Annotated in this window: 17 protein-coding genes; 11 read left to right on the top strand and 6 right to left on the bottom strand. The window is 70.2% G+C overall.

The annotated features are described in order from the left end of the window. The first annotated feature begins 207 nt into the window (after positions 1–207). The 5 genes from O1G22_RS12850 (at position 208) to O1G22_RS12870 (ending at position 5,509) form a co-directional block, all read left to right on the top strand. Positions 208–3,504, top strand: a complete 3,297-nt coding sequence (locus O1G22_RS12850) for a sensor histidine kinase (RefSeq protein ID WP_270081480.1) — start codon at positions 208–210, stop codon at positions 3,502–3,504. A 10-nt stretch (positions 3,505–3,514) separates the two neighbouring features. Beyond that, positions 3,515–3,928, top strand: coding sequence for a roadblock/LC7 domain-containing protein (locus O1G22_RS12855; protein ID WP_004983065.1), 414 nt, complete (start codon positions 3,515–3,517; stop codon positions 3,926–3,928). 94 nt (positions 3,929–4,022) lie between these two features. Beyond that, positions 4,023–4,592 carry a DUF742 domain-containing protein gene (locus O1G22_RS12860; RefSeq protein WP_158925175.1) on the top strand — a complete coding sequence of 190 codons (570 nt, stop codon included), beginning with the start codon at positions 4,023–4,025 and terminating at the stop codon, positions 4,590–4,592. Continuing rightward, on the top strand, positions 4,573–5,154 hold the full coding sequence (locus O1G22_RS12865; RefSeq protein ID WP_270081481.1) for a GTP-binding protein: 582 nt from the start codon (positions 4,573–4,575) through the stop codon (positions 5,152–5,154). Before O1G22_RS12860 ends, O1G22_RS12865 begins: the two co-directional genes overlap by 20 nt. A gap of 64 nt (positions 5,155–5,218) precedes the next feature. Then, positions 5,219–5,509, top strand: a complete 291-nt coding sequence (locus tag O1G22_RS12870) for a hypothetical protein (RefSeq protein WP_270081482.1) — start codon at positions 5,219–5,221, stop codon at positions 5,507–5,509. A 73-nt stretch (positions 5,510–5,582) separates the two neighbouring features. Here the strand turns inward: O1G22_RS12870 and O1G22_RS12875 are convergent, their stop codons facing one another. The 3 genes from O1G22_RS12875 to O1G22_RS12885 form a co-directional block, all read right to left on the bottom strand. Beyond that, the gene (locus O1G22_RS12875; protein ID WP_225099324.1) at positions 5,583–5,774 is read right to left on the bottom strand and encodes an acyl-CoA carboxylase subunit epsilon; all 192 of its coding nucleotides are present in this window, start codon (positions 5,772–5,774) and stop codon (positions 5,583–5,585) included. Positions 5,775–5,830: 56 nt separating this feature from the next. Then, complete coding sequence (locus O1G22_RS12880; protein WP_270081483.1) at positions 5,831–7,426, bottom strand: acyl-CoA carboxylase subunit beta; 1,596 nt, start codon at positions 7,424–7,426, stop codon at positions 5,831–5,833. A gap of 154 nt (positions 7,427–7,580) precedes the next feature. After that, on the bottom strand, positions 7,581–9,905 hold the full coding sequence (locus tag O1G22_RS12885) for a polysaccharide lyase 8 family protein (protein WP_270081484.1): 2,325 nt from the start codon (positions 9,903–9,905) through the stop codon (positions 7,581–7,583). A 169-nt stretch (positions 9,906–10,074) separates the two neighbouring features. Between O1G22_RS12885 and O1G22_RS12890 the strand changes: the two genes are divergently transcribed. Continuing rightward, positions 10,075–10,674 carry a YceI family protein gene (locus O1G22_RS12890; RefSeq protein WP_270081485.1) on the top strand — a complete coding sequence of 200 codons (600 nt, stop codon included), beginning with the start codon at positions 10,075–10,077 and terminating at the stop codon, positions 10,672–10,674. A gap of 558 nt (positions 10,675–11,232) precedes the next feature. Here the strand turns inward: O1G22_RS12890 and O1G22_RS12895 are convergent. Beyond that, positions 11,233–11,658 carry an ATP-binding protein gene (locus O1G22_RS12895; protein WP_270081486.1) on the bottom strand — a complete coding sequence of 142 codons (426 nt, stop codon included), beginning with the start codon at positions 11,656–11,658 and terminating at the stop codon, positions 11,233–11,235. Between the two features lie 112 nt (positions 11,659–11,770). Here O1G22_RS12895 and O1G22_RS12900 point away from each other — a divergent pair, with 112 nt between their 5' ends. The 4 genes from O1G22_RS12900 (at position 11,771) to O1G22_RS12915 (ending at position 13,795) form a co-directional block, all read left to right on the top strand. Beyond that, positions 11,771–12,592, top strand: a complete 822-nt coding sequence (locus tag O1G22_RS12900; RefSeq protein ID WP_270081487.1) for a helix-turn-helix domain-containing protein — start codon at positions 11,771–11,773, stop codon at positions 12,590–12,592. Next, positions 12,589–12,771: a DUF397 domain-containing protein gene (locus O1G22_RS12905; RefSeq protein ID WP_270081488.1), complete on the top strand. Its 183-nt coding sequence runs from the start codon at positions 12,589–12,591 to the stop codon at positions 12,769–12,771. Before O1G22_RS12900 ends, O1G22_RS12905 begins: the two co-directional genes overlap by 4 nt. A 100-nt stretch (positions 12,772–12,871) precedes the next feature. Beyond that, positions 12,872–13,111, top strand: coding sequence for a hypothetical protein (locus O1G22_RS12910; RefSeq protein ID WP_270081489.1), 240 nt, complete (start codon positions 12,872–12,874; stop codon positions 13,109–13,111). Positions 13,112–13,357: 246 nt separating this feature from the next. After that, complete coding sequence (locus O1G22_RS12915; protein ID WP_270081490.1) at positions 13,358–13,795, top strand: MarR family winged helix-turn-helix transcriptional regulator; 438 nt, start codon at positions 13,358–13,360, stop codon at positions 13,793–13,795. 14 nt (positions 13,796–13,809) lie between these two features. Here the strand turns inward: O1G22_RS12915 and O1G22_RS12920 are convergent, their stop codons facing one another. Beyond that, on the bottom strand, positions 13,810–15,204 hold the full coding sequence (locus O1G22_RS12920; RefSeq protein ID WP_270081491.1) for a hypothetical protein: 1,395 nt from the start codon (positions 15,202–15,204) through the stop codon (positions 13,810–13,812). Positions 15,205–15,291: 87 nt separating this feature from the next. Here O1G22_RS12920 and O1G22_RS12925 point away from each other — a divergent pair, with 87 nt between their 5' ends. After that, positions 15,292–15,888, top strand: coding sequence for a GOLPH3/VPS74 family protein (locus tag O1G22_RS12925; RefSeq protein WP_270081492.1), 597 nt, complete (start codon positions 15,292–15,294; stop codon positions 15,886–15,888). Positions 15,889–16,011: 123 nt separating this feature from the next. Here O1G22_RS12925 and cimA read toward each other — a convergent pair whose 3' ends face one another. After that, entirely contained in the window at positions 16,012–17,622 is a 1,611-nt protein-coding gene (gene cimA, locus O1G22_RS12930; RefSeq protein WP_270086404.1) for a citramalate synthase, read from the bottom strand. Between the last annotated feature and the right edge of the window lie 125 nt (positions 17,623–17,747).

Here is a 17,747-nt window from a genome sequence, read left to right on the forward strand (position 1 = left end):
TGGCGGGGCTCGCTCTTTATGACCGTTTTATCTAGGACTTACAAGAGCGGTACTCAGGCTTTTCACTGTTTGGAAGAGCACTGGTCCACGTGCTGGAATGCCTGAACTGCCCAATAGTCAACGACGTACTACGTGGTCGAGGACGAACCGGGCTCTGAGAGACTGCGGCACGACGTAGGTGCCGACCGCCGAGAGGTTGTTGGTCGAGTGAGGCGAAGCAAGAACGGTCCCGAGCCGTCGGCACGGGGCAACTTCACCCCGCCGCCGCGCGCTGCGGCGCCCACCCCCGTCACCGGTGCGGAACCGGCGGCCGCTCCGGCATCGAGCGGCGGTCGTTTCTCCCCGCGCAACTGGCGCGTGCCGACCAGACTGAACGCGATCCTCCTGATACCCGTGGCGGTCGGCCTCGTCATGGGCGGCTTCCAGGTGAAGAACTCGATCGACACCTGGCAGCAGGCCCGCGACGCCGAGAACACCGCCCGCTTGGTGCGCGCCTCGCTGTCGTACGCCGACGCTCTCTACAACGAGCGGGACACCACCACCGCCCCGCTGCTGAAGGGCAAGCTCGCCACCGCCCAGGACAAGGCGACCGTCACCGCGGCCCGCGACGCGACCGACAAGGCCGCCGACGCCTTCGACCAGGCGGCGCAGAGCATGCCGCACAAGTCGGGTCTGGAGCGCCGGCTGAAGCTGTTCCGCGAGGCGGAGCCCTTCCTGCAGACACTGCGCGCCGGCGCGTACACGACCAAGTTCACCGGCGTGCAGACGGAAGAGGGCTACGTCAAGGTCGCCCACCCGTTGATGGAGTTCGCCAACGAGCTCGGTCTGGGCACCGGCAACATCACCTCCTACGGCCGTACCGTCTACGCCATCTCGCTCACCAAGGCGGCGCTGTCGCTGGAGCGCTCGATCGGCATGCACATCCTGGTGAAGCCGGGCCCCGACGCCCCGAACCTCGCCAGCCAGCGCGTCGCCATCTCCTCGTACGCCTATCTGGAGGGCATCGCCGTCGAGGAGTACGTCGGCGGTGGCACCCAGGCCGACGCGGACAAGCTGGACGCCGAGAAGAAGGACATCCAGACCCAGGCCGCGACGATGGCCCAGCAGGCCAAGGCCAAGGACCCGAACTACATCCCGCCGCCGTCCGACCCGCAGAAGATGGTCACGGCGCTCGCCACGCTGGACTCCACCGACCCCGCCGCGCGTCAGCTGCTCGCCCAGAAGGGCATCACCGCGGAGAACTGGTGGGCGGTCAACACGCTCAAGTTCAACGCCTACCGCGACATCGAGTCGGGCATGGCCGACAAGGCGGTGAGCGAGGCCTCGTCCATCGCCGACGATGCGAAGAACTCCGCGTTCATCACCGGTGGCGTCGTCGTGGTCGCCCTGCTGCTGGCCTTCATCCTGGCCGGTACGGTGGCCCGCCAGATGAGCCGTTCGATGCGCCAGCTGCGCAACGCCGCGTTCGGCATCGCCGAGCAGCGCCTGCCGATGCTGGTCGACCAGCTCTCCCGCACCGACCCCGGCCGGGTCGACACCCGGGTCGCGCCGATCCCGATCACCACCAAGGACGAGATCGGCGAGGTCGCCCGCGCCTTCGACCAGGTCCACCGCGAGGCGGTCCGGCTCGCCTCCGAGCAGGCCCTGCTGCGGGGCAACATCAACGCGATCTTCACCAACCTCTCGCGCCGCAACCAGTCGCTGATCGAGGGCCAGCTGACCCTGATCACCGACCTGGAGAACAACGAGGCCGACCCGGACCAGCTGGAGAACCTCTTCAAGCTGGACCACCTGGCCACCCGTATGCGCCGCAACGGCGAGAACCTCCTGGTCCTCGCGGGCGAGGAGCCCGGCCGCCGCTGGGACCAGCCGGTCCCGCTGGTCGACGTGCTGCGCGCCGCCTCCTCCGAGGTGGAGCAGTACGAGCGCATCGAGCTGTCCGGCGTGCCGGAGGCCGAGATCCACGGCCGCGCGGTCACCGACCTCGTGCACCTGCTGGCCGAGCTGCTGGAGAACGCGACGACGTTCTCCTCCCCGCAGACCAAGGTCCGCGTCACCGCGACCCGGCTGCCCGACGGCCGCATCATGATCGAGATCCACGACAAGGGCATCGGTCTGACGGCCGAGGACTTCGCGGACATCAACCACAAGCTGGCCAACCCGCCGACCGTGGACGCCGCGATCTCCCAGCGCATGGGCCTGTTCGTGGTCGGGCGCCTGTCCGACCGGCACGGCATCCGCGTCCAGCTGCGTCCCTCGGGCGAGCAGGCCGGTACGACCTCGCTGGTCATGCTGCCGGACGCGATCACGCACGGCGGTGGCGGCGAGGCCCCGCTGGACCGCGAGGAGTTCACGGTCTCGCAGATCATCCCGGAGCAGCAGTTCCAGGGTGAGAACTTCGGCCAGGCGCAGCCGATGCGCACCGCGGCCGAGCTCGGCTTCGACGACAGCCGGTACGTGGAGGTCCCCGACGACATCCGCGAGCTGGACCCGGTCGGCCGTTCCCTGATGCGTGAGGAGCGCCGCGCCGCCCTGGAGGCCCAGAACCACGGGCAGCAGCCGGCCGAGCCGCAGCAGTCGCAGGCGGAGACCGAGGCGCCCGCGCCGTACGCCGACCCGCTGTTCGACGGGCAGCAGACGTACACGGACCTGCCCCGGCAGGGGTACCAGGAGCCGGCGCAGCAGAACTTCCCGAAGCCGGGGCAGCAGACCTTCCAGGAGCAGGCTCCGCAGGCCTTCCAGGAGCAGGCGTACGAGGAGCCGCAGCAGAGCTCGTACGAGGAGCGGCAGCGCGGCTCGTACGAGGACCAGTTCTTCGCGCCGAACGGCGGCCTGCCGCAGAACGACGGCTTCTCGGCCCCCGTGAGCGGCGGTTACCCCGATCCGGCGTACGCCGAGCCGGCCCAGGCGCACTCCTACCAGGACGACTGGCCCCAGCAGGACAGCTACACGAACGGCTATCCGGCCCAGTACGCTCCGGAAACGGAATCCTCGCAGGCCGCTGACGCAAGTGAGCAGAACCGCGTAGGCTTCGACCGTCCGGGACCGGCCTCTCCCGCCGCCCACGAGCTGACCGACGCCGGGCTGCCCCGCCGCGGGTCCGCCGCGAGTGGCTCCGCCGGCTCGACGAGTGCCCCGAACGGCACGGCGCGCGTGCAGCGGGAAGCACCGGCTCCCGTACCGGGCGACGCTCCGGGGGCGAACGGCGACAGCGCCTGGCGTTCGGCGAACGACGAGCGGTGGCAGCAGGCCTCGCAGCTCCGGAAGCCGAAGGCAGGCGGGGTCACCGCCTCGGGTCTGCCGCGGCGGGTGCCCAAGGCCAACCTGGTCGAGGGTTCCGCCGAAACCACCCCCCAGGGGGGCCCACAGGTCTCCCGCGCCCCGGAGGACGTCCGGGGCAGGCTGAGCAACCTGCGTCGAGGCGTCCAACGCGGACGCAGCGCAGGCAGTGAAACGAACGGCCAGGGCTTCGGTCCTGACAGCACCTACAACCAGGAGCGTTAGTGTGAGCCCGATGAGCCAGGCGGCACAGAACCTGAACTGGTTGATCACCAACTTCGTGGACAACACCCCGGGGGTGTCCCACACGGTGGTGGTCTCCGCCGACGGACTCCTTCTGGCGATGTCCGAAGGCTTCCCCCGCGACCGCGCCGACCAGCTCGCGGCCGTCGCCTCCGGTCTGACGTCTCTGACGGCAGGCGCCTCCCGCATCTTCGAGGGGGGCAGTGTGAACCAGACGGTTGTGGAGATGGAGCGGGGATTCCTCTTCATCATGTCCATCTCCGACGGTTCGTCGCTCGCGGTCCTGGCCCACCCGGAAGCGGACATCGGTCTCATCGGGTACGAGATGGCCCTTCTGGTGGACCGCGCGGGCACGGTCCTGACCCCGGATCTCCGTGCGGAGCTCCAGGGGAGCCTTCTCAACTAGAAAGCGGACGGTGCGTATCCGCGTCCCGGGGCCGTAAGGTTTCGGGACGCGGCTCCACAGCGATGGGTGCCCGGCACAGTCGGAGGAGGAGAAAGTGGCAACACCCCCAGGCGGTTCGCATTCGGGTAACTGGTCGTACGGTCCTGCCCAGGGCCAGGGCGACGGTTCGGCGAACCGGTACAACTTCCCCTCCGCCCCCAGCCACCGGCAGCCGTACGCGCCGCAGGGCCCCGGCCCGTCGCCGTACGACCAGCCCCCGGCCCCCCGCATCCAGCCGGTGCAGCCGCAGCGCCGCCCCGAGCCGGCGCCCGCGTCGGCATCGAACAACCCCCTGGTGCGTCCGTACGCCATGACCGGCGGACGGACCCGCCCGCGCTACCAGCTCGCCATCGAGGCACTGGTGCACACCACCGCCGCTCCGCACCAGATGCAGGGTCAACTGCCCGAGCATCAGCGGATCTGCAACCTCTGCCGTGAGATCAAGTCGGTAGCCGAAATCTCCGCGCTCCTGACAATCCCCCTCGGCGTGGCCAGGATCCTCGTCGCCGACTTGGCGGAGGCGGGCCTGGTCGCCATCCATCAGCCCGGCGGCGACGAGAACGCCGGTGGCCAGCCAGACGTGACACTGCTCGAAAGGGTGCTCAGTGGACTTCGCAAGCTCTAGCGGCGGTCCTTCCCGCTCCACCACCTCCGCGAAGATCGTGGTGGCGGGCGGCTTCGGCGTGGGCAAGACCACGTTCGTCGGCGCCGTCTCGGAGATCAACCCGCTGCGCACCGAGGCCGTCATGACGTCCGCGTCGGCCGGCATCGACGACCTCACCCACACCGGAGACAAGACCACCACAACGGTGGCCATGGACTTCGGCCGCATCACCCTGGACCAGGACCTGATCCTGTACCTCTTCGGTACCCCCGGCCAGGACCGCTTCTGGTTCATGTGGGACGACCTGGTACGCGGCGCGATCGGCGCGGTGGTGCTCGTGGACACCCGGCGCCTCGCCGACTGCTTCCCGGCCGTCGACTACTTCGAGAACAGCGGCCTGCCCTTCGTCATCGCCCTCAACGGCTTCGACGGCAACCAGCCGTACAACCCCGAAGAGGTCCGCGAGGCCCTCCAGATCGGCCCCGACACCCCGATCATCACCACGGACGCCCGCCACCGGGCCGACGCCAAGTCGACGCTGATCACGCTGGTGGAGCATGCGCTGATGGCGCGGCTTCGGTGATCCGTCGATGAGCAAGTCCGAGGGGCGGCAACCTGAGAGGTTGCCGCCCCTCAGCAGCTTCACCATGCCCACCTCGTCCGAGACGCTGGAACTCCTGGACGCGATCGCGGACGAGATGGTCTCGGAATTCGGGATCTCGCGTGCGGAGGCCGTGGCTCGTATCAATGAGCAGTGGCACGGGCAGGACCTGTCGGACGAGGACAGCCTCATCCTCCACGAGGAAGAGCACTACTGGGCGTTCGTCATCCATTACGGCGGGAATGTGCCGGACTGGAGCCCGGGGGCGGATCGCAGCACCTGGGCCCCCAAGCCCCCGCCGGCCGCGGGTTCCGGATTCTGGACCGTGCCGGACTAGTACACGGCGAGAGCCGCCGACTCCGTGGACCGGAGTCGGCGGCTCTCGCCGTTGTGCACAGGGTCCCAGGCGCTCAGTGCCAGCTGTGCGGCGCCCGGAAGCCGCCCTCGCGCTCAAGGCGGCGCCAGCCGGCCTTGGGGCGGGCGCGGCGGGTCGGGGTGATGGAGGTGCGGGCGGCCGCGCGGGCCAGGAGGACGGCCGTGATGGCGGCGACTTCCTCGGGCTCGGCGTGGCCCTTCTCGACGCGGATGTCGGGAGTGCTCATGGGTTCAGTCTCCGTGGGAAAGGGGTCCGCGGGGTTGCCGCGGCGGGTCCGCTCGGTTACTGCGGCGGGTTGCCGTGCTTGCGGGAGGGCAGGTCGGCGTGCTTGGACTGGAGCATCGCCAGCGACTTGACCAGGACCTCGCGGGTCTCGGCGGGGTCGATCACGTCGTCGACCAGGCCGCGCTCCGCCGCGTAGTACGGGTGCATCAGCTCGGACTTGTACTCCTTGACCATCCGCGACCGCATCGCCTCGGGGTCCTCGGCCTCGGCGATCTGCCGGCGGAAGATGACGTTGGCGGCGCCCTCGGCGCCCATCACCGCGATCTCGTTGGTGGGCCAGGCGTAGGTCAGGTCGGCGCCGATCGACTGGGAGTCCATGACGATGTAGGCACCTCCGTACGCCTTGCGCAGGATGAGCGAAATCCTCGGCACGGTCGCGTTGCAGTAGGCGTACAGCAGCTTCGCGCCGTGGCGGATGATTCCGCCGTGCTCCTGGTCCACACCGGGGAGGAACCCCGGCACGTCCAGGAAGGTGACGATCGGGACATTGAAAGCGTCACACATCTGGACAAAGCGCGCAGCTTTTTCCGACGCCTCGATGTCCAGGACGCCCGCCAGCACCTGCGGCTGGTTGGCGATGATGCCGACCACCTGGCCGTCGAGACGGGCCAGCGCGCAGATGATGTTCCGCGCCCAGCGCTCGTGGACCTCCAGGTACTCGCCGTCGTCGACGATCTCCTCGATGACCTTGCTCATGTCGTACGGCCGGTTGCCGTCGGCCGGGACCAGGTCCAGCAGCACGTCGCTGCGCCGGTCGACCGGGTCCGAGCTCTGCACCCGCGGGGGGTTCTCCCGGTTGTTCTGCGGGAGCAGCGAGATGAGGTAGCGGACCTCGGCGAGGCAGGTCTCCTCGTCGTCGTACGCGAAGTGGCACACGCCGGACGTCTCGGCGTGGACGTCGGCGCCGCCCAGGCCGTTCTGGCTGATCTCCTCGCCGGTCACGGCCTTGACCACGTCCGGGCCGGTGATGAACATCTGCGAGGTCTCACGGACCATGAACACGAAGTCCGTCAGGGCCGGCGAGTAGGCCGCGCCGCCCGCGCACGGGCCCAGCATCACGCTGATCTGCGGGATGACACCGCTCGCCTTGGTGTTGCGCTGGAAGATGCCGCCGTAGCCGGCGAGGGCGCTGACACCCTCCTGGATACGGGCGCCCGCGCCGTCGTTCAGGGAGACCAGCGGCGCGCCGGCCGCGATGGCCATGTCCATGATCTTGTGGATCTTGGTGGCGTGGGCCTCGCCCAGCGCGCCGCCGAAGATCCGGAAGTCGTGCGCGTAGACGAAGACCGTACGGCCCTCGACCGTGCCCCAGCCGGTGATGACACCGTCGGTGTACGGCTTCTTCGCCTCCAGGCCGAAGCCGCTCGCCCGGTGCCGGCGCAGCTGCTCGACCTCCTGGAAGGACCCCGGGTCCAGGAGCAGCTCGATACGCTCCCGAGCCGTCAGCTTGCCCTTGGCGTGCTGCGCCGCCGTCGCCTTCTCACTCGGACCGGCGACGGCCCTGGCACGGATCTCGTGCAGTTCGGCGACCCGTCCGCGCGCGTCCGCCGGCTCGCCGGTCGGTTCACCCGTCGTCTCTTCCAAAACGGTCATGTAGCGACCTTACGAAGGAGACCAAGAAAAGCGAGCCGTTGACTCCGTACAGTCTCCGGCCCGTTTTCCTGGTACGAGTGAACAGAACCGTGGACGCGTGCAGCCGTTCCGACTGCTCAGAGGGCACCGGGGTTGTAGAGAGGCAACAAAGCCGTCACCTGAGCGTCACCTCACATACGTGGTCCGCACATGCCATCCCCGGGGTGACGCGGAGACTCAGACGGCTGTCCGCCGATCGGACCTCCACCCCCTCACCGGCGCGGATCACCTCACGCACCGGGCGGTCCCAGACGATCTCCAGCGGTACGCCCGTGCGCGGCGGCTCGCTGATGTGGAGGGTGGCCGTGCCGCCCCTGCGGACGACGAGGACGCTCGCCCCGGCCGAGACGGTGAGGTCCCCCACCGTACCGGCCCGCCAGAAGTTCGCCGCCCGCAGCCCCAGCCGGGGGACGGCGACGGCCTGCCGGACGGTGTCGTTGGCGAGGACGCACAGCCACAGGCGGTCGGCGGCCCGGGCGAGGGTCTCGGTGCGGGACGCGCCCGGCAGCAGGACGTAGACGTAACCGGCGTCCACGGGATCGGTGCCGTGGTCGAGCCACAGGGTCTGCCAGCGCCGGGTGCGCCGCTCGCCCGTGCTTCCCGTGTTGATGTCGGACCAGGCACCGGTGCGGTCCTCGCGCAGGCTGCGCAGCTCGCCCCCGTCCGGCAGGAGCCAGCCGCCGTGCCCTTCGAGATGGGCCCAGCGCCGCCCATGGACGACGTCCTGGGTGAAGGCCTGGGCGCCGCCCTCCCCCAGATTGCGGTTGTCCACGACGGTCTCGACCGGGACGCCGTCGGCGCAGCTGATCCCGGCGCCGAGGCAGACCACCGCGTCGTCGAGGAAGAACCAGGACTTGCGGGCCTCCAGGGTGGAGCCGAGGCCCTTGAGGTGCTGGCCGACGGCCGCGTACGTGCCGTCCGTCGTCCCGCCGACCCAGCGCACGTCCGGTCGGGGCGCGCCCCACTCGCCGCCGGCGCGGTCGGCGAGGCGCTTGGTGGAGACGGTGGTGCCGGGCAGCCGGTACCAGTCGACGGTCGGCCAGAACCAGTCCGTGTACTGGTCCGAGCTGCCCTTCGGCCACCAGTAGAGCATTCCCGAACCGGTGTGCCAGCCGCGCGGGTTCTCGCCGTTGCCGCACTCGTAGTGGGCGATGCGGTCGCTGGCCATGGACAGGGCGGCGGTGAAGCGGGGGCCGCGGTGCACGGCGCGGTCCATGGCCGGGAAGAGGCGGTGGCCGAGGGGTTCGGCGAGCGGCGGGGCGGGCGAGGCGGCGACCGCGTGCAGCCGTGCGAGATCGGCGACATCCAACTGATCCGACGTCAGGACAGGTGTGACGGTGTCCCGTTGGATCCATCCCTTCACCAGGCCGTACCACCGCTCCCGTCGCTCCTCCCCCGCCCCGCCCGCGAGCAGCGCGACGGCGGCGATGAGCGCCTGTCCGTGGAAGTGGTCGCTGCGCATCAGGTGCAGGTCATCGCCGGAGAGGTAACCCCGGCTGACGGCACGGCCGTTGACGCCGTCCATGACCAGCCCGTCGTGGATCAGGGGAGCGAAGGCGTGCTCCACGGCGTCCAGGACGTTCTGCCGGGCCGGGTCGGTGACCTCCCAGGGAGACCCGGCGAGCAGCGCGAACAGCCGCCCGAGGCCGTCGAGCAGGACCTGGCCGTACGTCCCGGAGTAGGCGACCCAGGTGTGCTGCACGAAGGAGCCGTCGGCGTAGAGCCCGTCGCCCCGGGTGACGTACGGGAAGACGGGCGAGAGGGCGTCCCGGGCGAGGGAGATCTTCGCGCCGTCCCGGCCGAGGATGCCGCGCAGGAGGACGGAGCGGGCGAGGTCGACCCGGTTGGCGCCGGTGGAGGTGCCGGAGTAGTCGGTGAGCATCGCGTCCGGGACGAAGTGGTCCACGGCCGCGCAGGCCGAGGCGACACGGGCCGCGCCGAGGTGGTCGTACAGGGCGGCGGTGATGTCCATGAGCAGCCGGGGGCTGCCGATCTGCCATTCCCACCAGTTGCCGTAGCGGCTGGTCGAAGGGTTGTAGACGCGGGCGGAGAGATGGTCGAGGCCGCGCAGGACGGCGTCGAGGAGCGCGGGGTCGCCGGTGCGGCCGGTGCCGGGCCGGCGGTGGGCCTGGGCCATGGTCCACAGCCGGCCGTAGCTGTAGGTGATGCCGGACGGCGGGTCGAAGGGGTGGCCGGGCCACAGGGAGTCCGGGGCGGGCGCCATGGTGCGGTTGAACTCGGCTGCCAGGGAACCTAGTTGGGCGAGCCGGGAGGCGTACGGCTCGGCGTCCGGGTCGCAACCCGTGCCGAGGGCGATGTCGAGCCAGCGGCGGCGCAGGGTGTCGTAGGGATCGCCGTCCGCGAAGGCAGGGGAGGCCAGGGCGGGGGTGAGGGCGGCGGCCAGCAGGAGAGCACGTCGGGTCGGTCCGGTCCTGCGCATGGCGGGGATGGTGCCCGAGTTCCGCGCGGGCCGCCAGGGGGCACGCCCCATCACTGCGTGCAACGATGAAGACACGCTGCGGATTATGTTGAAAACCGAACTGAATGGGTCTACCGTCGGAGACACCGAGTTCGTTTAACGTTCAACAGACACCTTTCTGGAGCAGGACATGGGCATCTTCGGCCGCAAGGGCAGCACCCCCGAGACCACCGCCGACACGGGCGCCGACCTGACCGCGCTGACCGGTGAGTACACGATCGACCCGGCGCACACCACGATCGGTTTCACCGCCCGGCACGCCATGGTCACCAACGTCAAGGGAGCCTTCAACGACTTCACCGGCAGCCTGCACCTGGACGGCGCGGACCCCAGCAAGTCCACGGCCAGCCTCGACATTCAGATGGCGAGCGTGGAGACCGGCAGCGCCGACCGTGACGGGCACCTGAAGTCGTCCGACTTCTTCAAGATCGACGAATTCCCGGTCATGACCTTCCGCTCCACCAAGGCGGAGGCCCTGGGCGGCGACGACTACCGCATCACCGGTGACCTCTCCATCCTCGGCACGACCAAGCCGATCACCATCGACCTGGAGTTCAACGGCGCCGCGAAGGACCCCTTCGGCAACGAGCGCGTCGGCTTCGAGGGCAAGGCCGAGATCCTGCGCTCGGAGTGGGGCCTGACCTGGAACGCGGCCCTGGAGACCGGCGGCGTCCTCGTCTCCGACAAGATCAAGCTGAACTTCGACATCTCGGCGATCAAGAAGGCGTAGCCCTCCGGGGGTTCGGCGGGGGGCATCGACCGGGATGGCCGGGGAGCAGTGGGCGCCTTGCCGGGGCTGGGGGCGGATCCCTGGGGTCACATCCGCCCCCGAGGCCTCATAAGCCCCTTCCAGGTCGCGTGGGAGAGGTGATGGGCAGATTTGGGCCTCCCTCCCGATTCCCACCTACCCGACCTGCGCCTTTGCTGCGCGGCCGTGGCCCAAATCTGCCAATCTCTGCCCTGACGGGGCCGGTGGTGCGGGTGTGACTCCAGGGAGAGCTGCCGAAGCGGCCCGGCGTGCAGGCGAGGCGCGACCGCGTCCGTCCGCCGACGGAACGGCGTAACCCCAGCAGCCCGCAAACCCCGTCCGGGCCACCGTCTTTCCGGGGCGCCCGCTCGCTTCTCCCCCGTGCTGGAGCGAGTCGTGTCAAGGGTCGGCCGTAGGCCGATCGCCGAAGGCGACGCGGGAGTGGAGCGCAGCGGAACGGGAGCGCCCTTGACTCGGCTCGCGGAAGCACGACAATCGCCGAGAAGCGGGCGGCCCGACGGCCACGTCATCCGCAGACGGTCACCGCGGCCGACCTGGAACGGCCGCCTCGAACTCGCACCACACGAACTTCCCCGGGTTCCGCTGCCCCACGCCCCACTTGTCCGCCAGCGCCGACACGAGCAGCAGGCCCCGGCCGGCCTCCGACTCCGGTGACGTCTCGCGCAGGCACATGTCCTCGGGGCCGCTGTCGTGCACCTCCAGCCTCAGCCGTCCGTCGGCGCGCAGGAGGCTGAGCCGGACCGAGAAACCCCGGCCGGGCGGTACGCCGTGCAACACCGCGTTGGTCGCCAGCTCGCTCACGCACAGCAGCACGTCGTCCTCCCGCCCCCGGAATCGCCACTCCTCCATCACCGCCCGCGTGAACTCCCGTGCCGGGCGCACCGACCTGCGGTCCCGACGGAAGAACGCCACGCGGATCTCGCCGAGTTGGGTTTCCTCGTTCATGAGGCGAGTGTCACTGTGCGTCACTAGTGTGGGTCAGTGAGTGAGGTCGTAGTTCTGATTACTACGACTCCACTACGAGGACTTCGGGTGCGTTTGGGGGAATGGCACAGCTATGCACACGGCAAGGAAGCCCAAGAAGGTCGGTTCGTGGCGGGCGGTTGGAGCCCTGCTGGCGCACTACCGAAAGCAGGCCCGCCTCACTCAGGAGCAGTTCGCCGAGTTGGCGAGCATTCATGTGGACACGGTGGGGTCCATCGAGCAAGGGAGGCTGACACTTCAGCCGGATCGTGCCGAGCAGTTCGATGAACTGCTGGGTACGGGCGGCGCGTTGGCCGTACTGGTGGACAGGCTGCCCGTACGGGAGAAGATCGTGCAGTTCGCGCAGGGGCTGGTCGATCACGAGCAGGAGGCGGTCGGCATCCTCTCGCACCAGACCCAGGTCGTACCGGGACTGCTCCAGACCAGGGAGTACTGCCGCGCCGTCTTCGACTACCGGTATCCGGCGCTCGGGACCGAGACGGCCGAGCAGTGGGTGAACGCCCGTATGGAACGGCAGTTGATCTGGCAGCGTGACCGACCGCCTGTGGGTCACTTCGTCCTTGAGGAGAGCATTCTGCGGCGGCAAGTCGGCGGCCCGGAGGTGATGCGCGAGCAGTTCCGTCAGATCCTGGAGTACACGGAACCGGTCCACATGAGCTTTCAGATCATGCCCGAGGGCCGGACACCGCACGCCTGTCTCGACGGGCCCATGGTGCTACTGGAGACACCCGCGTACGAACGTCTCGTCTACCTGGAGGTTCACCGCGCCAGTTTTCTGGTCGATGACCCCGACGAGGTCAGCGACTATCACCACAAGTATGGAATGCTGCGGTCACAGGCCCTCTCTCCCGACGAGAGCGTGCGCCTCCTGAATGGACTGCTTGGAGAGTCATGAACACCGCAGCACTGACATGGTTCAAGTCCAGCTACAGCGGCAGCGAGGGCGGCGACTGCGTCGAGGTCGCCACCCAGCCCGCCGCCGTCCACGTCCGCGACTCCAAGACCCCCACCGGCCCCGTCCTCACCCTCTCCCCCACCACCTGGAGCGAGTTCCTTGACGGCATCGCCCGCTGAAGCTGAATGGGTTCACATAACTTCGTTCGAGAACGTGCCGGGGCGGCCCCACCCCGGTCGCTTCCTGCTCGGTTGACTGCGTGACCGCGGCGTCGACTGGATGCCGTTCGCAGAGGACGAGCTGCGGATCGACCTGATGTGCCGCATCGGTGACGACGGGCACTGGCACGGCACGCTCAGCGTGAACGTGGATGCGCGGGTGCTGTGGCGGCTCGGGCTCCATCCCGATCAGCCGACCTCCGCCGTCAACGGGCCCTCCCCGCCCGCCTGGTGGCATGCCGCGGGTGAGCGTTATGCCACCCGTCACGCCGTGCGCCGACGCCACGACGGCGACGCGTAGTTGAGAAGCAGGCCAACGCCACACCGGCCGCCATCTGCAGTGCGAGGGTCAGGGCGACCGCGAGTACGGACACATCGGTGTGGAGTCCGGCCGCGCCCTCCAGTCACAGGGCGATACCCCAGCAGAGCAGAAACCGCCGTCATGACCAGCACAGCTTCGTACGCAGTGCGTATGAGTTTTGAGCGCACATTTTGACGATCCGGAGCTCACGCACGCCAACTACTAAGTTGTGCGTACGATCCCTCCATGGATCATCTCTCGGAAGCCGCCCGTCTCCGTCGTGCCGTCGTCCGGCTCAACCGGCGTCTGCGGCAGGAGCGCGGGGAGGGCGGTCTCAGCCCCAACCAGCTCGCCGTACTCGGCCATCTGCACCGGTACGGCCCGGCGACCCCCGGCGAGATCGCGGCGGCGGAGCGGCAGCGGCCCCAGTCGCTCACCCGGGTCTACGCGGAGTTGGAGGACGAGGGGCTGATCTCGCGGGAGCGGGGTACCGACGACCGGCGCCAGTCCGTGCTGTCGCTCACCGAGCCGGGGCGGCGGGCGCTGGAGCGGGACATGGCCGAGCGGGACGCGTGGCTCGCCCAGGCCCTGGGCACGCTCGGCGAGACGGAGCGCGGGGTGCTGACCCTGGCGGCCGCTGTGATGGAGCGGCTCGGGTCGCTGGAGCCCGACGCGGAAGACTGACGCCCCTCAGCCCCTCAGAACCCCCCGCCGAAGTCCCCGCCGTTGTCTCCCCCTCCCCCGCCGAAGTCCCCGCCGTCGCCGAACCCGCCCCCGAAGTCCCCGGCGTCGAAGTCCGTGCCGGAGACGTCGCCGCCCTGGGAGCCGTCGTCGTAGCCGTAACCGGAACCGGGGCCGAAGTCTCCGTATCCGGTGCCGTAGTCGGCCGCGTAGGACGGGGTGGCCATCATGCTGCCGAGGAGGGTGCCGACGAGCAGGCCGGGCAGGATGCCGCCGCCGAAGTAGCCGCCCGCCCAGGGGCCGTAGGCGGGGCCCGCGTCCCAGTAGGGGCGGCGGCCGTAGTCGGTGTCGACCTCGCGGATCACCGGGTCGCGGCCGTCCGCGAGCCGGGTGGCGTCGGCCGCGCACACCGGGACCTGGCGCGGGGCGCCGCCGGGCGGGGTCCAGTCGGCGTCGGTGACCGAGGGGCCGTGGCGCGGGTCGAAGAAGCAGGGCGGCCGGCGCTCGGGCAGCGGGCGGCCCTCGCGGCGGGCGGCGAGCTGCGAGAGGGAGAAACGGCCGTCCTCCAAAGCCTCCGTCACCGTGCGGACGTCCTCCGGGCGACGCGCCTCGGCCATGCGCTGCTTGGCGGTCTCGTAGGCGTCGAGCGCGCGCTCGTAGTCCGCGCGCATCGCGTCGTCGGCGCCGGTCTCCGCGGGATGGAAGTCGAGGCGGTCCAGCTCCTCACCGAAGGCGGTGATGTCCTCGTCCACGACCACCCGCAGCCGGTCGAGAGCGGCCCGCTGCTCCTCCTCGCGGCGCCGTCGGCTGCGCCGGACCAGGGCGTACGCGCCCGCGCCGGCGGCCACGAGTACGGCACCCGTGACGAGCACCGCCGTACCGGACACCCCGCCGGAGCCGGCGGAGCCGCCCCAGCTCCTCGGGGCGTGCCCGCCGACCGTGGCCAGCGCGCGGTCGGTGAAGTCGGTGAGCTGGGTCTTCACCGGCTCGCCCTGGACGCTGTTCACCAGGTTCTGCCGGGCCGCCGTGGACATGACGGAGGAGTCGGCGCGGGCGTCGAAGCGGTCGCCGAGGCGGATGCCGTACAGGCCGGTGATGCCGGTGGCCGCGCGCAGGTTCGAGAAGAGCCCGCTGGTCGGGTAGCCGGCCGGGAGCACCGCGATGAACACCGGTTTGTTCGCGTCCCTGATCTGTTTCGCGAGCGCGTCGGCGTCGGCCTTCGGCAGCTGGGACGCGGCCGCCGGGTCGACGTAGACGGGGCTCGCGCGCAGGGCACGGGCGATCACCGAGATGCTCGTGTCCGCGCTCGCCCGGGGCGCGAACGGGGTCGTCAGGACGAGGGCGAGGGCGGCCAGCAGCAGGGCGGCCAGCAGCGAGGCGGGCAGACTGCGGGTCCGCGGGACGGCCTTCATGCTTCGAAACTACCCGAATCACCCTGAAATCTGGCATATCGGAGAGTGGTGAGCGGGACCGTCGATGCCATGGGGGACGATGACGGTATGACGACACCGCAGGATCTGTTCCTCGTCAGCCTGGACGTGCCCGGTGAGCACCCCGTCGAGCAGGGCGATCTGTCGCTGGCGCTCGCGGGCGCCGAACTGGTCGACCTGCTCGGCACGCGGGCGCTCACCCTGGAGGGCGAGCGCATCGTGCCCGGTCCCGCGCTCACCACGGGCGACCGGATGCTGGACGAGGCCGGGGCGGCACTGAAGCGGCAAGAGCCGCACGAGACCGTCGAGGACTGGCTGTGGCGCCGGGGGCAGGGGCTGGCCGCCGCCTACCGTGACGCGCTGGACCGCGCCGGGCAGCTCACCGGGAAACGGCAGGGGCTGTTCCGGCGGGCCGGGCGGGATGCGGCTGCCGACACCCCGGCCCGGCAGCACGCCGCAGACCGCTGGTGGTCCCGTGAGCCGGTCCTCGCCGGCCTCGCCGCCACGCTGCGCATCGAGGCCGACCGGCCGGCGGAGCCTCCCGCCGACGAAGCCGTCGTCACCGTCTTGGCGGCGGTCGGCGACGCGGTGACCGAGCTGAACGCGGTCCGCGAACGCCGACGCATCGAGAACGTGGCCTTCGACAACATCTGGCGTGCGCCGTAGCGACTGGAGGCGCTGCTCACTGGGAGGTGCCTCCCCCACGCTCGGCTTCGCTCGCGCGGGAGGGGCCCCCATCGCGGGGGAACCCCCATCGCCCCAGCGGCACGACTGCCCGCAGCTGCGCGGCTACTGCGCCGGCTCCACGCCCGCCCGCAGCAGCCCGTACGTGTACGCGTCCTCCAGGGCCTGCCAGGACGCGGCGATGACGTTGTCCGCCACGCCCACCGTGGACCACTCGCCGCTGCCGTCGGTCGTGGAGATCAGCACGCGGGTCGTCGACGAGGTGCCGTGCTTGCCCTCCAGGATGCGGACCTTGTAGTCGACCAGCTCCAGCGCGGCGAGCTGCGGGTAGATCTTCTCCAGGGCCACGCGCAGGGCGCGGTCGAGGGCGTTGACCGGGCCGTTGCCCTCGGCGGTGGCGACGATCCGCTCCTTCTTGGCCCACAGCTTCACCGTGGCCTCGTTGGCGTGTGTGCCGTCGGGGCGGTCCTCGACGATGGCCCGCCAGGACTCGACGTCGAAGTACTTCAGGGGCCGGCCCTCGACCTCGGCCCGCAGCAGGAGTTCGAAGCTCGCGTCCGCCGCCTCGTACGTGTAGCCCTTGAGCTCGCGCTCCTTGACCCGCTCGACCACCCGGCCGACGAGGGCGCGGTCGCCGCCTAGGTCGATGCCGAGCTCCTTGCCCTTCAGCTCGATGGAGGCGCGGCCCGCCATGTCGGAGACCAGCATCCGCATGGTGTTGCCGACCAGCTCGGGGTCGATGTGCTGGTACAGGTCCGGGTCGACCTTGATCGCGGAGGCGTGCAGGCCGGCCTTGTGGGCGAAGGCCGATACGCCGACGTAGGGCTGGTGGGTGGAGGGGGTGAGGTTCACGACCTCGGCGATGGCGTGGGAGATCCGCGTCGTCTCGCGGAGCTTGCCCTCGGGCAGCACCTTCTTGCCGTACTTCAGCTCCAGGGCCGCGACGACCGGGAAGAGGTTGGCGTTGCCGACGCGCTCGCCGTAGCCGTTGGCCGTGCACTGCACGTGGGTCGCGCCGGCGTCGACGGCGGCGAGGGTGTTGGCGACCGCGCAGCCGGTGTCGTCCTGGGCGTGGATGCCGAGCCGGGCGCCGGTGTCGGCCAGGACCGTGGCGACGACGGCGTGGATCTGGGCGGGCAGCATGCCGCCGTTGGTGTCGCAGAGGATCACGACGTCGGCGCCGGCCTCCGAGGCCGTACGGACGACCGCCTTCGCGTACTCGGGGTTGGCGCGGTAGCCGTCGAAGAAGTGCTCGCAGTCGACGAAGACGCGGCGGCCCTGCTCGCGCAGGTGGGAGACGGTGTCGCGGACCATCTCCAGGTTCTCGTCCAGGGTGGTGCGCAGGGCCAGTTCCACATGCCGGTCGTGTGACTTGGCGACCAGCGTGATCACCGGGGCGCCGGAGTCGAGCAGGGCCTTGACCTGGGGGTCCTCGGCGGCCTTGGCGCCGGCGCGGCGGGTGGCGCCGAAGGCGACCAGCTGGGCGTGCCGGAAGTCGATCTCGGCCTGGGCGCGGGCGAAGAACTCGGTGTCCCGGGGGTTCGCCCCCGGCCAGCCGCCCTCGATGAAGCCGACGCCGAAGTCGTCCAGGTGCCGTGCGATGGCGAGCTTGTCCGCGACGGTGAGGTTGATGCCCTCACGCTGCGCGCCGTCGCGCAGCGTGGTGTCGAAGACGTGGAACGAGTCGTCGAGCTCGCTGGTTGCCGTCTCGGTCATCTCGCTGGTTGCCGTCTCGGTCATGGTGTCAAGGCTCCTGTTGTGGATCTTCGGTCTTACCGGAACACCCGGCTCCACCGTCCCCCCAATGGTCCCTCGCGCTGACATCCCCCGGCTGAAGGTGG

Origin of the sequence: Streptomyces camelliae, assembly GCF_027625935.1 — a bacterium.
Classification (GTDB): domain Bacteria; phylum Actinomycetota; class Actinomycetes; order Streptomycetales; family Streptomycetaceae; genus Streptomyces; species Streptomyces camelliae.